This is a genomic window from [Limnothrix rosea] IAM M-220, from assembly GCF_001904615.1.
GTDB lineage: Bacteria > Cyanobacteriota > Cyanobacteriia > Cyanobacteriales > MRBY01 > MRBY01.
Genome location: NZ_MRBY01000020.1, coordinates 26,109 through 40,967 on the forward strand (window position 1 = coordinate 26,109; position 14,859 = coordinate 40,967).

Consider the following 14,859-nt stretch of genomic DNA (forward strand, 5'->3'; position numbering starts at 1 on the left):
AAAACGATATGTACTACGAAGGCGATCGCCTTTTTGACATGTACTACGTACGCCTAAATTTTTGGAGACTTCTACCATGTCCGGAACCACTGCTTCTACCAATCCACAACCCCAAAATGCTCTACCCAAGCTCCTGCAAGAGGTTTTGGCTGATGTTCAGTTTCAGCTCAGTACATTTGCGACTCGCGAGGATTTTCTCGGTGTGATTCAGCAGTCTTTTGGGGAAGAGTATGACCCAACGGCTCTGGAGCAAATCAGGCAAAGCTGGCAATCTGGGACTTTCGAGCTTCCCCCTGTGGAAATCCTTCCCAGCGCAACACTCCAAGGGGCAAATGGTGCTTATGCTGCGGCAAATAATACTATCTATTTTTCTCAGGAATTTCTTGAGGCTAATCGTGAAAATGTGGGGGCGATCGCCGCAGTCTGGCTAGAAGAAATTGGTCACTCTGTCGATGCTCAAATCAATGAAACAGATACTCTCGGAGATGAAGGGGCTATCTTTTCTCATTTAGTGCAAAATCTAGATCTGGAATCAACACAATTAATGAGTATTAAAGAGGAAAGTGACTTTAATACTATTCATGGGCAGATCACTGTAGAACAAAACTCCGACAGTTCTAACTTGCCTCCTATTAGTTTTAATGCTCTGGAAGTACTCGAAAAAAGAATTGATCTTACTGGCAGAACAGATGTGTATTTCTCCAATGGAATTTTTACATCTGGAACATCGTTTGAAGATGCAAGAAAAGATATTGGATTACACTTTAGTCTAATTCATGAAGACCAATCAATCGCTATCGATGACAAATATAAATCACTGATTTTAGGTGCAGGGAATCATAACAATTCAGTTATAGACTTTTTTAGTAAAGGTTTTTTAGACGGAACGGCTGACCTTCTATCTGGAATTATTAATGCTTTAGTAAAGTCTAGTCCCATAGGCATTACTTTTGATGTAGTCAATAATCTTTTAAATGGTGATATAGATAGTTTTTTGAACGATATATATTTAAAATTTGATTTGACTGAAACTTTTGCTCAACATTTTGCAGATGGTGCTTGGCCTAGCCTCCATGAGAGTGAACCTATTAAAAATGATCTAGAGTCTTGGTTTAGTGATAATGATAAAAATTCAACCATTCTTTTTGGTCACTCTCAAGGAAATTTTTTCTTAGAAGATGCTTTACAACTCATTGATTTTGTTCCAGAAAAGATTAAGATTATTGCCGCAGGTTCTCCTACGCCATATTCAAATAGTTCAAGTTATGAGCTTGAGAATGTCAAAAATAATGGTGACCCAATTACATACTTTCAAGATGGTCGTAATAAAAGTGAACTTGTCGATCTTTTGACTACTAATATCGGTTTTCTTTCACCTGCTATTTGGGCACTTGGACTTGCCGACAACTTGGCAAGAGCTATTGTAAACTTTGAAGAAAGAAACTTTCCGAAGATATACACATTTGATGCTGGTATAGCAGCAATACTAAATAGATTGACGACAGGCTTCGATGCCCACGATCTATTAAAGACTTATCTCAAAGTAGATCCCTATAAATCTCAAATAAATATCGCTTTTGATAACTATATTTCTGAATTACAACCTAAAGGTTTTTATTTTGAAAATGGTATTGAGAGTATTCAAGGTGGAAAAGATCATATTGGAGATAATGACAAAGATAATTGGATTAAAGGCACAAATGGAAATGATGAAAAAATTGATGGTAAAGCTGGTAACGATGCCTTATTTGGTGAAGATGGAAATGATACTTTAATTGGAGGAGAAGGCTATGATTTCATAGATGGAGGGGAAGGCATTGAGGATAGAGCAGATTATTCAAGTAGTGAGCAAGGCATTGAAGTTCAGTTTGGGCAATTTGAAGGCAACCACATCTACAGAGTTCAGGATGGTTTTGGCTATCAAGGATTAACCGACTCTGAAGGTGGTGATTTTAAGTATCAGGATATGGTTGGTGCTGTTGAAATCATTATTGGCTCTAATAAAAATGATGAGATGCACGGAGGCAACTATTCTGACATTTTCTATGGTCTTGATGGGACTGATCAATTGTATGGGAATGGAGGTGATGACGAATTATATGGAGGAATGAAACTAGATATAATCCTCGGTGGTGCTGGCAGTGATTATATTGAAGGCAATGAGGGTATTGACTTTCTTTATGGCGAATCAAATAATCAAACAATTCCAGACTTTGGTGGCGATACGATCCTAGGTGGTGGTGGTGGTGATTTTATATTCGGCAACGCTGGAGATGATTTTCTGTACGGTGAATCCAATATTCAGACACTTCCCGACTTTGGTGATGACAAAATTTTTGGTGGTGAAGGACAAGATTACATTGAAGGCAATGAAGGTAACGATATACTACATGGAAACTCTGATGTAGATACCATCAGAGGTGGTTCCGGTGAGGATGAAATTTTTGGTGGCACAGAAGGAGATTTCCTCTATGGTGAGTCAGGGGTAGACACCATCAAAGGTGGTTCTGGAGGAGATTACATTGAAGGTGGCACAGAAGGAGATTTCCTCTATGGTGAATCAGGGATAGACACCATCAAAGGTGGTTCTGGTTGGGATTACATTGAAGGTGGTTCGGAGGGAGATTTCCTCTACGGCGAATCCGGATGGGATGAAATTCGCGGTGGCGATGGTAATGACCATATCTATGGTGGCGACGGCGGAGATACGATTTATGCCCAAGCTGGAAATGATTACGTAGAAGGTGGCACTTACGGTGACTACATCGAAGGTGGTTCTGGCAATGACAAGATTTATGGTCAGTCCGGCAATGATGAAATCCGAGGGCAATGGGGAGAGGATGAACTCTATGGTGGCACTGGAGAAGACACCATTTGGGGAGGTACTGAAGATGACTACATTGAAGGTAATGAAAATACTGATTATCTCTATGGCGAGTCCGGTGATGACGAAGTTTACGGCAATCAAGGCGCAGACTACATCGAAGGCAATGACGGTAACGATCGCCTCTTCGGTAACACTGGTGAAGATAAAATTTTAGGTGGCTCTGGCGACGACTACATTGAAGGCAATGAAGATAATGATGCTCTCTATGGCGAATCTGGTAATGACCTAATCCTCGGTGGCACAGGCAATGATTACATCGAGGGTAATGACGGCGGCGATCGCCTCTTTGGTGAATCCGGTGATGACTACTTTATCGGTGGCACAGGCAACGACCTAATCAATGGCGGTGAAGACGTTGACTTAGTGGATTACCAACGTTCGACTTCCGGTGCAATCGTCAATATCGACGAAAGCCAAGCCTATGTCCACGTTCGTCCATTCCGCTACAACCAAGAAGTTAACGAGGACAACCCCGAATCCTACTACACCGATCTAGAACCCGATTTCTTTATCTCTGCCGGTACAGCACTCGACGGTGTGGGCGGCACAGATACCCTCCAGAACCTCGAAGACATTATCGGCACAAACTACGACGATGTTCTCATTGGCAACGATTCCGATAACCATATCCAAGCCCTAGACGGCAATGATCTCGTTATTGGTAATGCAGGCGATGACAACCTTGATGGCGGTCAAGGAATCGATACCTTGAGCTACCGCCGTGATGCTGATGGCGTAACTGTTAATCTCGAAACAGGTACAGCAACCGACGGTTGGGGCGGACAAGACCAAATTCAAAACTTTATCCATGTTGTTGGTTCCGAACATGACGACAACCTCATTGGCGATCGCCAAGACAACATTGTCACAGGGGGTGAAGGCGATGACCGTATCGATGGCGGTTTAGGCAATGATGCCCTCTACGGCGAACGCGGTGAAGATTTCATCATCGGCAACCGTGGGGAAGACCGGATTTTCGGCAACCAAGGGGAAGACACCATTTGGGGAGACCTCGAAGGACGCGCCGACATTGGTGAAAATGACGTGATTCGCGGTGGCGATGGCGACGACGAAATCCATGCTGGTGGCGGCGATGACATTGTCTTTGGTGACAGTGGTTACGGTGATGACCGTATTTGGGGTGATGACGGTAACGATGAACTCTATGGCGGTGTCGGTAACGATGAAATTAGCGGCGGCAATGGCAACGACTACATCGAAGGTAACGATGGTGAAGATGTCATTAATGGCGATGCTGGTGAAGATGAAATCTATGGCAACGCAGGCAATGATGAAATCTATGGCGACGACGGCAACGACGTAATTTCCGGGAATGAAGGCCAAGACTACATTGAGGGGAACCTTGGTGATGACACTATTTCCGGTGGTGACGACAATGACGAAATCTTCGGTAACGAAGGTCAGGATCTGATCTTCGGTGACGCTGGCGATGACACCATTGAAGGTAACGACGCAGCCGATGAAATCTATGGTGGCACTGGCAATGACGACATTTCTGGTGGTGACGATAACGATCTCATTTTCGGTAACGCTGGCGATGATCTAATCCATGGTGACGATGGTGACGACCGTATTGCGGGCAACGAAGATAACGACACCATCTACGGCGATCGCGGTGATGATCAGATCACTGGTGATAGCGGCGAAGATTACATCGAAGGAAACGACGGCAATGACGTAATTTCTGGTGGTGATGATGCCGATGTCATTCAAGGTAATAACGGCGAAGATTTCATCACGGGTGACGCTGGCAATGACGAGATTTCTGGTGGTAACGATGCCGACGAAATTTACGGCAACGACGGCGATGATGTGATTCGGGGCGATCGCGGTGAAGACTACATTGAGGGCAACCTCGGTGATGACAATATCTCCGGCGGCAACGACAATGACACCATTTTCGGTAACGAAGGTGATGACTTTATCCACGGCGATCGCGGTGATGACAATATTTCCGGTGGTGCTGATGACGATACGATCTACGGCGACGACGGTAATGATTTGATCAATGGCGATGCTGGCAATGACCTGATTTTTGGTAATCGGGGTCAAGACTTGATCTATGGTGACGCAGGCGATGACACTATTTCTGGCAATGAATCCAACGATGAAATCTACGGTGGTGACGGCAATGACACCATTACTGGCGACGAAGGTAGAGATTACATTGAAGGCAACCTCGGTGATGACACCATCTCTGGCGGTGACGCTAACGATACTCTCTTTGGTAACGAAGGAGATGACCTCATTCGTGGCGACGCTGGTAACGATTTAATTGCTGGTAATGAAGACAATGACACCATTTACGGTGGTTTAGGTCGAGACAATATCACTGGTGATGCTGGTAACGACTACATCGAAGGCAATGAGGATAACGACATCATTTCCGGTGGCGATGGTGATGACACTCTCTTCGGTAACGAGGGCGAAGATCTAATCACAGGGGACGCTGGTGATGACACCATTTCCGGTGGTGCTGACGATGACAAGCTCTACGGTAACGACGGTAACGATGAGATCCAAGGCGATGCTGGCGAAGATTACATCGAAGGTAACGAAGGCGATGACACCATTTCTGGCGGTGATGATGCTGACGTTCTTTTAGGCAACGCAGGCGCAGACATTATTTCTGGCGATCGCGGCAATGATGATATCTCCGGTGGCACTGGTGATGATGCTCTCTACGGTGGTGACGATGATGACTTAGTTCACGGTGATGAAGGCGATGACTTTATCAGTGGTGGCGACGGTCAAGATCTGCTGTTCGGTGACGAAGGTAATGACACCATTGAAGGGGATGACGGTGCTGACGAAATGTATGGCAGTGTTGGCGACGACATCCTCAATGGCGGCGATGGCGATGACTTTATCGTCGGTGAAGCTGGGGCTGATGCTCTCGATGGTGGTCGTGGTGAAGATACTGCGTCTTACTTCAACTCTGATGCTGGCGTTGCTGTTAGCCTGTTGCAAGGAAAGGGTTGGGCTGGTCATGCCGATGGTGACACTTTAACGAACATCGAAAACCTTGAAGGATCTGAATACGATGATTTCCTTGAGGGCGATCGCCGCGACAACAAGATTTGGGGTCTAGATGGCGACGACGAAATCTACGGCGGCAAAGGCGACGACATCCTTGATGGTGGCGATGGCGATGACTGGCTTGTTGGCGAGGAAGGAGCCGATATCATTATCGGTGGCGAAGGCGAGGACACTGTTTCCTACTACAACTCTGGTTCCCGCGTGGCAATCAGCCTCAAACAAGGTAAAGGTTGGGCTGGTGATGCTCGGCGTGACACTGTCGAAACGGTCGAGAACTTAGCCGGTTCTGAATATGACGACTATCTTGAAGGCGATCGCCTCTCCAATAAAATTTGGGGCTTAGAAGGTCGCGACACCATTAAAGGCGATGGCGGCGATGATTTCCTCTACGGCAACGAAGGGGGCGATCGCCTCTTTGGTGGACGGGGAGATGATTACCTCGAAGGCAACGAAGGCAACGATTTGCTCAAGGGCGAAAAGGGTCACGACGAATTGCTTGGCGGCGAAGGCAACGATCAACTTTACGGCGACCAAGGTAATGATTTCCTTGATGGCAGTACTGGCAATGACTTCCTCGACGGCGGCAAAGGTCACGATGAACTGCTCGGTGGCGACGGCAATGATCAACTCTATGGTCAAAACGGTCACGATTTCCTCGATGCAGGCGACGGTGATGACTATCTCGACGGCGGCAAAGGTCACGACGAATTACTCGGCGGTGCTGGCGATGACCAACTTTACGGTCAGCAAGGAGAAGATCTCATCGATGCTGGTGCGGGTAATGACTACGTCGAGGGCGGCTCCCAAGATGACATCATTACTGGCGGCGACGGCAACGATCGCCTCTATGGTCAAAACGGTGATGACGATCTGTTCGGCGATGCTGGTGATGATTTGCTCAAAGGTGGCCGTAACGAAGATCTTCTTGTCGGTGATGAGGGTAACGATCGCCTCTACGGTGAACATGGTCACGACATCCTCGAAGGCGGCGATGGCATTGATCTTCTCGATGGCGGCTCCCACGATGATTACCTCTACGGCGGTAACGACGGCGATCGCCTCTATGGTCAAAATGGTGAAGACTTCCTCGATGGTGGTCGTGGCAACGATACCCTAGACGGCGGTTCCGGCGATGACCAACTTTTCGGCGAACAAGGTCTCGACATCCTTGATGGTGGTTCCGGCGACGACCAACTCTATGGCGGTTTCGATAACGACCAACTCTTTGGCAACCTCGGTAACGATTACCTCGAAGGCGGCTCCGGCGACGACCAACTCTATGGCAACCAAGGTAACGACTCTCTCTACGGCGGTAATGGCAACGACCACCTCGATGGCGGCGCAAACAACGACTACCTAGAAGGCGGTTCCGGCAACGATGAACTCCTCGGAGGTAGCGGTAACGACTTCCTCTATGGCAACGATGGCACAGACAACCTCAAGGGAGGCAGCGGTAACGATAACCTTAAAGGCGGAGATGATGGCGATCGCCTCTACGGAGAAGAAGGCAACGACCTACTTTACGGAGAAGATGGCCATGACATCCTCAAAGGCGGCGAAGGCGATAACTACCTAGAAGGCGGCGACGGTAACGACCAGCTCATCACTGGTTCCGGCGAAGACTACCTTGTGGGCGACGCTGGCAACGATTACCTTTTCGCAGGTGACGGTGACGATTTACTGCTCGGTGGCGATGGTAATGACCTCATTGTGGGCAGCTACGGACGCGACCTCCTCACGGGCGGCGACGGTGACGACACCTTCTTCTTTGGTAACTACGCAGAGGGACTAGATGTGATTACTGACTTTGGCAATGGCAACGATCAAATTCAAATTTCCCTGCGGGGCTTCGATCAAACCCTGACCATTGGCACCCTAGACGCGGAACATTTTGTCCTTGGCTCTAGCGCCACCACCAGTGACCACCGCTTTATTTACGAACAAACCACAGGGGCACTCTCCTTTGACATTGACGGTGTCGGCGGCATGGCTCAAACCCAGTTTGCAACGCTTGCCAACAATGCTGATCTAAGTAACAACGACATTTTCGTGATGGTTTAAATCTTTACCACCGAGAACTTACATCACAATGACGGTTTGATTTTTACCTAATAATGAGGCTTTCCACAATTAAAATGGAGAGCCTTTTTTGTAGCCTAAACTGGGGCGATCGCCAACAACAGAGACGTGGAGACACGGAGACACGGAGACACGGAGACATGAAAAGACAATCTGACTGAAATAGTTAAACAGCTGACTTTCGTAATCAATAACAAAATCTCCCCGTCCCCACTCACCCCGTCCCCCGCTCACCCCTTCACCGCCAACTTCACACATTTATACAAAACCGAGAACCGATACCTTCATCTCCGCTAGAATGCCGAAACATCTTTTTCGGGCAACGCGCTATGACCTATTCCATTCCGACAGGCAACCAATCCGCATTGCAGTGGTTTGAAATATCTGAGGCGGTCTCGAAACGATTTGATCAAGAATTTCAAAATAAAAAATCCGATCTTCCAGACGAAGTACAAGCTTTACCCATTTTTCTCGATTGGCAATCAGGAAAACTACAAAACCGCGTCACTTCACCATTTTGGGAGTTAGTTAAACCCAAGAAAAATCAGCGCTGCTTAGATATCGGTTGTGGCATTAGTTTTTTAATTTATCCGTGGCGCGACTGGAATGCCTATTTCTATGGCCACGATATTAGTAAAATTAGCACGGAAATTATTCAGTCCCGTGCCCCACAGCTCAACTCCAAGCTCTTTAAAAATATTTCTAATAAGCCAGCCCATCGCCTCGAAGAATACGAAAAAGAGTTCTTTGATGTGGCGATCGCCACCGGATTTAGCTGTTATTACCCCATCGACTACTGGGAAGCAGTACTAGACCAAGTAAAACGAATCTTAAAACCCGGCAGCTTTTTCGTTTTTGATGTCATTAATCCCGATGCAGATATCGCCGAAGATTGGTCAATTATCGAAACCTACCTCGGTACCGAAGTCTTCCTTGAAGACCTCAGCAGTTGGCAAGCCCTCATCAAAAAATCCGGCGCAAAAATTGTGAAACAATCCGAAGGAGAACTATTTCAGATGTTTAAAATTCGTTGGTAAGCGGCACAATGAAATCGGGAAAATCCTCAAGTACCACACGATTGCGCTGAATACCTCGATAGTTTTTTCCTATTTATCTTGGTTTGAAACGATTAGCAAAACTAACTATTTACCCTAGGCTAGTGACCTAAAGGAAATCAAAATTTATGGCAATTAGTAACTCTAGTAGATTATTAAGTGTTAAAATCGACCTGAAAATATGACGCTCAATTCACCTAATTATCAGTAGAATTTAGTTAGCACATAACCAGCTGAGTATGTAGAGCCAAGACCATTTGTGATTACCCTGACACTGTTACACCCCTTACAATCCATCCCTGTGCAAAATTGGACATTTGGAACCGAATCCGTTGTACGGGTGGGTCGCTCTACAGATAATGATGTTGTTCTGTATAGTGCTGTTGTGTCCCGCCACCATGTAGAGCTAAGGCAGGACGGTGACCAGTGGAAAGTTGTCAATCTCGGCACTAATGGGACTTACATTGACGGCAAACGCGTTGATGAATGTGATGCAAAAGATGGCTTAATTATTCGCTTAGCCAGCTCTGGGCCAAAGATACAAATTCGGCTTGAAGGGGAAGACAATGAAAATAGCTCTGTGGGGACAACCTCTAAACGTTCTTCGAAGATGAATGCCAACGATAAGTCTAAAGATACGCTGGTTAATCAAGATACCTAAGAATTCATGGGCCAATTTATTTATATCTAAGCAAGGCTTTTCTATCAGTATTTAGTTTTTAAATATTTAGTTGTTAGATATTTAATTTTTCAAATATTTGGTCTTTAGCAAAGCGACAGCCTTTTTTGTGGCTATGGCATTAAAGTCAGTGGAGTTAGGTTGACTGTGCGACTAAAAGCCAGCCATAACAAACTAAGGCGATCGCCGAAATGCCAACTAAGCTTTCCTTTTGGGTAACAAGCCAATTTTGAAGAACATCTGCGGTAAAGCGCAAAGAACGTCGCCGCTCTTCACCCAGTTCTGCCATTAATCTCTTAACTTCAGCATTCACTTCCTGAATTGAAATTTCATTATTCTGATAGCGCGCTTCCAAATCGTCAAGCTTACGCCAATACTCTTGAGTTGCCTGAAAAAGGTTGGGAAACATAGATTACCCTAAAAATAAACATTTAGTCTGCCAAAAAAGTAATATGGCTGGCGCTACAAACCCAGTAGATCTAGAGCACCAGCCACATTCGCATTATCTAACTATTGAAATCGTCAGATTACATTAAACCGATCTGAGAGAGAATGCCTTGTCCGGTCAAAAGTTCAGTCGCTAGACCGATTACAAATCCAAGCATTGCAAGGCGACCATTCCAAGTCTCTGCAAAGTTAGAAAAACCAAACTTAGTATCTTGAGTATCCATAATGTTGTAAATCCTTATGTGAGCAACAAGTGAATCTCTATGACCCACTGAATACAGTATAACGAATTGTAAATAGATATTGCTGTAACGCTTGCTACATGCTTTATGTGATCTGCCTCACATGTTAGGTAGGGAGAAATTAGCTGGTTTCAAGTTTTGACAAGGCTTTTAGTAAATATGTAGGGAATCATATTAGGTTGGTATCGGCTCTGGTGCAGGGTTGGCGATCGCCGTACAATGCCTTCTTCTTAACGTAATGTAACGTGTAATTGCAGATTGCTCATGCCCCAAACATCAAAAAATTTGCGTGATAATTCCAAGCTTGCCTCAGTCATATCACCGTCGGGGCTTACCAAACCACCTTCTAAATAGCGACCGCGATCCGTCACCAAATCCAAGCGCAGCTGATCGGCTTCAACGGCGGTTAGGACTAATTTTCCTCGCGCTAGGGTCTGTCCGGCACGACTGATAATGGCACAGCGCATTGATGTGTTCTCCTCGAGATTGGTCAAAAGGCTTGTTGAGTATACCCCAAGCCCTGTTCTCCAAAACCTTTTTGTGGGGTGGCTAATGGCGGCGATCGCCCGGCAACGAACAAGCAAAAATCTATTGTTTTCGATTCGAGTAAATCCTTAGGGATATGTCCTGCAAGCTAATCGATCCACCAAGACACTGGCATCTAATTTCAACCCGTAGATTTTGGGGCGGGGTAGTTATCTCTACCTTTTCACCAATGTCGCCCTGGAGGGATCTTGCTAGGATAAGTAGCAATTCACAGATTTAAGATTTCCATTGTCACCATGACAGAAAAAGTTGTTAAAACCGATGCCGAATGGCAAGAGCAATTATCGCCAGAAGCCTACAAAGTAACCCGTAAACATGGCACAGAAAGGGCTTTTACAGGGGAGTACCACGACTATAAGGGTGAAGGAACCTATAACTGTGTCTGCTGCGGTAATCCTTTATTTACGTCCGAGACTAAGTTTAACTCTGGCACTGGTTGGCCGAGCTATTGGCAGCCTATTGATGAGAAAAATATCACCGAAAAGTCTGACTTTAGTTTTTTTATGAAGCGCACCGAAGTCCTTTGTTCGAAATGTGATGCCCATCTTGGTCACGTGTTTAATGATGGGCCGCCACCGACTGGCCAGCGTTATTGCATTAATTCTGTTGCTCTAGATTTTAAGCCGAAATCTGAGTAGGGTTTTACAAACTTTCAATTTATATTTTGAAATTAGAGTAGAGGTGATCTTTTCGAGATCGGCATTGCGGTGCGCCTCTACTTTTTTTGTGGCAAAATGATGAACCTTAAACGATATTTGCAATCTGTGCAATTTTCTATGCAACCCCATCTTGCGCTAACTCTCGGTGACCCGGCGGGCATTGGTTCTGAGGTTTTATTAAAAGCCCTCGCAGATTTAGACATTCGGCAACTGTGTTCCATCACCATTGTGGGTAATCGTCGTCTTTTAGAGCAGGCTTACGCAGCGTTACGGTTAAAAACGACAGAGCCTTTAGCAGATCCAGGGAATTTAGAGGTGTTTGACCCGATGGGGGATCTTGATGAAACAATTTATTGGGGTCAAGGTTCGGCATTTACGGGGGATTTGGGGTTTCGATATCTTAATGGGGCTATCTACGCGACTTTAGAGGGCAAATTTTCTGGCATTGTTACTGCACCGATTGCGAAGAATTTTTGGCATGAGGCGGGTCATCATTACCCTGGTCAGACGGAAGTATTGGCGCAAAAAACGAATAGTGATCGTTATGGGATGGCGTTTATCGGGCGATCGCCCTACACCGGTTGGACATTGCGCAGCTTGCTGGCAACGACCCATATTCCCCTTGCGGATGTGCCGCAAACTTTGACTCCAGAGCTAATGGATCTGAAATTGGGTTTGCTATTAGAATCCCTCGATAATGATTTTGGGATAAAAAATCCACGGGTGGCGATCGCCGGACTAAATCCCCACAGCGGCGAAAATGGTCAGCTCGGCAGAGAAGAAAAAGATTGGCTCAACGACTGGCTCGATGCCGCTCGACTCAAATATCCCCAAGCCACGCTCACGGGACTGCATCCCCCCGACACCATGTGGGTGAAAACGGGTAAAGCTTGGTACGGCAAACCTAATTTTGAAGCTGGGGCTGATGGTTATCTGGCGCTTTATCATGACCAAGGTCTCATTCCGGTGAAGTTGATGGCGTTCGATTATGCGATTAATACCACGGTTGGTTTGCCTTTTATTCGCACTTCGCCGGATCATGGCACAGCTTTTGATATCGCTGGACAAGGGATTGCCAATCCCACCAGTATGAAAGAAGCTATTCGTTTAGCGGCTCACATTAGCCAATGTCGTTTAGAAGATTCGGCCAGTAGCAAACCTCAAGTAATCTGTTAAGCAGTAAAAAATCTTTAAAATATTGTCTTTTCAGTTGAGTTCGGCATATTCGATCCCCCTAAATCTCTTTACTAAAGCTCCGGCTTATCAAGGGGGACTTACGTTTTTGAGTCGTTTCATCGTTTTTTGAAATGACTATGGCACTTTTTTGGTCAAAGAATTTAGTCATGATCCCCGCAAAACTTAGGACAGGGGGATGAAATGGCAGAGATGAAAGCATAGACTTACTCTGGGGTGGCGATCGCCTTGGCTAAGGGTGCATTTGCCCCCAAGACTCAACTTAACTTAAACAGTGTATTTCAATGGAACTTGCAGTGTATTGTTTGCTTGCTTTAGCGCCGATTGTGACGGTATTTTTATTGCTCGTCATTGCGAGACGCTCGGCAAAACAGGCGATGCCCATCGCCTACCTCGTCACGGCGGCGATCGCCCTCTTGATCTGGCAAGTCCCTTTCACTGTTGTCATGGCTTCGACGCTTCAGGGGTTAGTGATGGCGGCAGAGATTCTCTACATTATTTTTGGGGCGATTTTACTGCTAAATATCCTGCGGGCATCCGGGGCGATCGCCACCATTCGGCGCGGCTTACTGGCGATTTCTCCCGATAGACGCATTCAAGCAATCATTATCGTGTGGTTATTTGGCAGCTTTCTAGAAGGGGCATCGGGTTTTGGTACACCCGCCGCTGTCTGTAGCCCTTTATTAGTGGCCTTAGGTTTTCCGGCGTTAGCTGCCGTCACCATTGCCCTTATTGCCAACAGTACCGCCGTTGTGTTTGGAGCTGTCGGTATTCCAGTTTCCTTGGGGATTAATACGGGTCTAGAAGGGGTGGCGATCGTGACAAACCACATTGCTGAACAGGGTTTTACCTATGCTGAATATTTTAAATTTATCGTCATGCGGGTCGGAGTTTTAAATAGTATTATTGGCACTCTTATTCCCCTGTTTATGGTCTGCACTTTAACCCGCTACTATGGTGAGCGCAAATCTTGGCGGGAAGGATTGGCGGTGGGCTGGTTCGCCCTCTTTGCCGGCTTCGCGTTTACGATTCCTTCCACTTTGACGGCAATTTTTTTAGGGGCAGAATTTCCTTCCTTAATTGGGGGCTTAGTGGGTTTAGCCATCGTTATCCCCGCAGCCCAAAAACATTTTTTAATCCCCAAACAAGTTTGGGATTTCCCCCCGGCAGACACTTGGTCAGAGGGCTGGTCTGGCAGTTTAACTGCAGATATTAATAATGATGTGCGGTCAGATCTTAGCTTAATGAAGGCCTGGACTCCCTATGTTTTAGTCGGCTTATTTTTGATGTTCTCTAGACTGCCTTTTTTGCCGTTTCAAGCATTTCTTAAAGCGCCCAAGCTCAATCTTCCCAGTCTATTCGGCACGGCGATCGCCATTAACTCTCAACCCCTCTATCTGCCGGGCACAATATTTGTTTTCGTGGCAATGTTGACGTATTTTCTCCACCGTATGCAGCGCAAGGCAACGCTCAAAGCAACGAGTGATGCGGTGTCGACTTTAGCTGGAACAGCCCTCGTTTTGGCGGCGGCTGTACCGATGGCAAGGGTCTTTATCAACTCTGGTTTTAATGAAGCTGATCTTGCGAGTATGCCTGTCACCTTGGCGGATGGTGTGGCGAGTTTAGCGGGTTCTAGTTACCCATTTTTTGCGCCGATCATTGGGGCGATGGGTTCATTTATTGCGGGGAGTGCCACCGTCAGCAATATGATGTTTTCTCTGTTTCAATTTGGGGTCGCGACAAAAATTGGGGCTTCGGCTGTGGTCGTAACGGCATTACAGGCGATCGGGGCGGCGGCGGGGAATATGATTTGCGTGTCTAATGTGGTGGCTGCTTCGGCGACGGTGGGCTTAAACGGTTGTGAGGGGTTGATCATTCGTCGGGTTTTATTGCCCCTGACTTATTATCTTGTGGTGGCGGGTATTTTAGGGGCGATCGCCGCTGTACCCAGTGCGCTGGTTACTTCGGTAGCCAAGGGAATCATCATCAATTGAAGCTCCCTTTTCCTACG

General features: G+C 46.3%; 10 protein-coding genes. 6 read left to right on the forward strand and 4 right to left on the reverse strand.

The features are described 5' to 3' along the window. The first annotated feature begins 76 nt into the window (after positions 1–76). Complete coding sequence (locus tag NIES208_RS09620) at positions 77–8,008, forward strand: calcium-binding protein (RefSeq protein ID WP_075892133.1); 7,932 nt, start codon at positions 77–79, stop codon at positions 8,006–8,008. 69 nt (positions 8,009–8,077) lie between these two features. On the opposite strand, the gene NIES208_RS18950 is transcribed toward NIES208_RS09620, so the two are convergent. Next, positions 8,078–8,284, reverse strand: coding sequence for a hypothetical protein (locus NIES208_RS18950; RefSeq protein WP_075892136.1), 207 nt, complete (start codon positions 8,282–8,284; stop codon positions 8,078–8,080). 71 nt (positions 8,285–8,355) lie between these two features. Between NIES208_RS18950 and NIES208_RS09630 the strand changes: the two genes are divergently transcribed. Continuing rightward, on the forward strand, positions 8,356–9,063 hold the full coding sequence (locus NIES208_RS09630; protein WP_075892138.1) for a class I SAM-dependent methyltransferase: 708 nt from the start codon (positions 8,356–8,358) through the stop codon (positions 9,061–9,063). 319 nt (positions 9,064–9,382) lie between these two features. Further along, positions 9,383–9,742 carry an FHA domain-containing protein gene (locus tag NIES208_RS09635; protein ID WP_235641366.1) on the forward strand — a complete coding sequence of 120 codons (360 nt, stop codon included), beginning with the start codon at positions 9,383–9,385 and terminating at the stop codon, positions 9,740–9,742. Between the two features lie 154 nt (positions 9,743–9,896). Here NIES208_RS09635 and NIES208_RS09640 read toward each other — a convergent pair whose 3' ends face one another. From NIES208_RS09640 to NIES208_RS09650, 3 genes are all read right to left on the reverse strand, one after another. Beyond that, positions 9,897–10,169 (reverse strand): hypothetical protein, encoded by a 273-nt coding sequence (locus NIES208_RS09640; RefSeq protein WP_075892143.1) that lies wholly within the window; start codon positions 10,167–10,169, stop codon positions 9,897–9,899. A gap of 118 nt (positions 10,170–10,287) precedes the next feature. Next, complete coding sequence (locus NIES208_RS09645; protein ID WP_075892145.1) at positions 10,288–10,431, reverse strand: chlorophyll a/b-binding protein; 144 nt, start codon at positions 10,429–10,431, stop codon at positions 10,288–10,290. 248 nt (positions 10,432–10,679) lie between these two features. Then, complete coding sequence (locus NIES208_RS09650; protein WP_075892148.1) at positions 10,680–10,916, reverse strand: hypothetical protein; 237 nt, start codon at positions 10,914–10,916, stop codon at positions 10,680–10,682. A gap of 315 nt (positions 10,917–11,231) precedes the next feature. Between NIES208_RS09650 and msrB the strand changes: the two genes are divergently transcribed. The 3 genes from msrB (at position 11,232) to NIES208_RS09665 (ending at position 14,842) form a co-directional block, all read left to right on the forward strand. Then, positions 11,232–11,633: a peptide-methionine (R)-S-oxide reductase MsrB gene (gene msrB, locus NIES208_RS09655; RefSeq protein WP_075892150.1), complete on the forward strand. Its 402-nt coding sequence runs from the start codon at positions 11,232–11,234 to the stop codon at positions 11,631–11,633. 138 nt (positions 11,634–11,771) lie between these two features. Beyond that, positions 11,772–12,830, forward strand: a complete 1,059-nt coding sequence (gene pdxA / locus NIES208_RS09660) for a 4-hydroxythreonine-4-phosphate dehydrogenase PdxA (protein ID WP_084176594.1) — start codon at positions 11,772–11,774, stop codon at positions 12,828–12,830. Between the two features lie 302 nt (positions 12,831–13,132). Continuing rightward, positions 13,133–14,842: an L-lactate permease gene (locus NIES208_RS09665; protein WP_075892154.1), complete on the forward strand. Its 1,710-nt coding sequence runs from the start codon at positions 13,133–13,135 to the stop codon at positions 14,840–14,842. Positions 14,843–14,859: the final 17 nt, after the last annotated feature.

Coding starts and splice junctions, on each gene's coding strand:
- NIES208_RS09620 (WP_075892133.1), top strand. CDS start 77: ATGTCCGGAACCACTGCTTCTACCAATCCACAACCCCAAAATGCTCTA.
- NIES208_RS18950 (WP_075892136.1), bottom strand. CDS start 8,284: ATGTGTGAAGTTGGCGGTGAAGGGGTGAGCGGGGGACGGGGTGAGTGG.
- NIES208_RS09630 (WP_075892138.1), top strand. CDS start 8,356: ATGACCTATTCCATTCCGACAGGCAACCAATCCGCATTGCAGTGGTTT.
- NIES208_RS09640 (WP_075892143.1), bottom strand. CDS start 10,169: ATGTTTCCCAACCTTTTTCAGGCAACTCAAGAGTATTGGCGTAAGCTT.
- NIES208_RS09645 (WP_075892145.1), bottom strand. CDS start 10,431: ATGGATACTCAAGATACTAAGTTTGGTTTTTCTAACTTTGCAGAGACT.
- NIES208_RS09650 (WP_075892148.1), bottom strand. CDS start 10,916: ATGCGCTGTGCCATTATCAGTCGTGCCGGACAGACCCTAGCGCGAGGA.
- msrB (WP_075892150.1), top strand. CDS start 11,232: ATGACAGAAAAAGTTGTTAAAACCGATGCCGAATGGCAAGAGCAATTA.
- pdxA (WP_084176594.1), top strand. CDS start 11,772: ATGCAACCCCATCTTGCGCTAACTCTCGGTGACCCGGCGGGCATTGGT.
- NIES208_RS09665 (WP_075892154.1), top strand. CDS start 13,133: ATGGAACTTGCAGTGTATTGTTTGCTTGCTTTAGCGCCGATTGTGACG.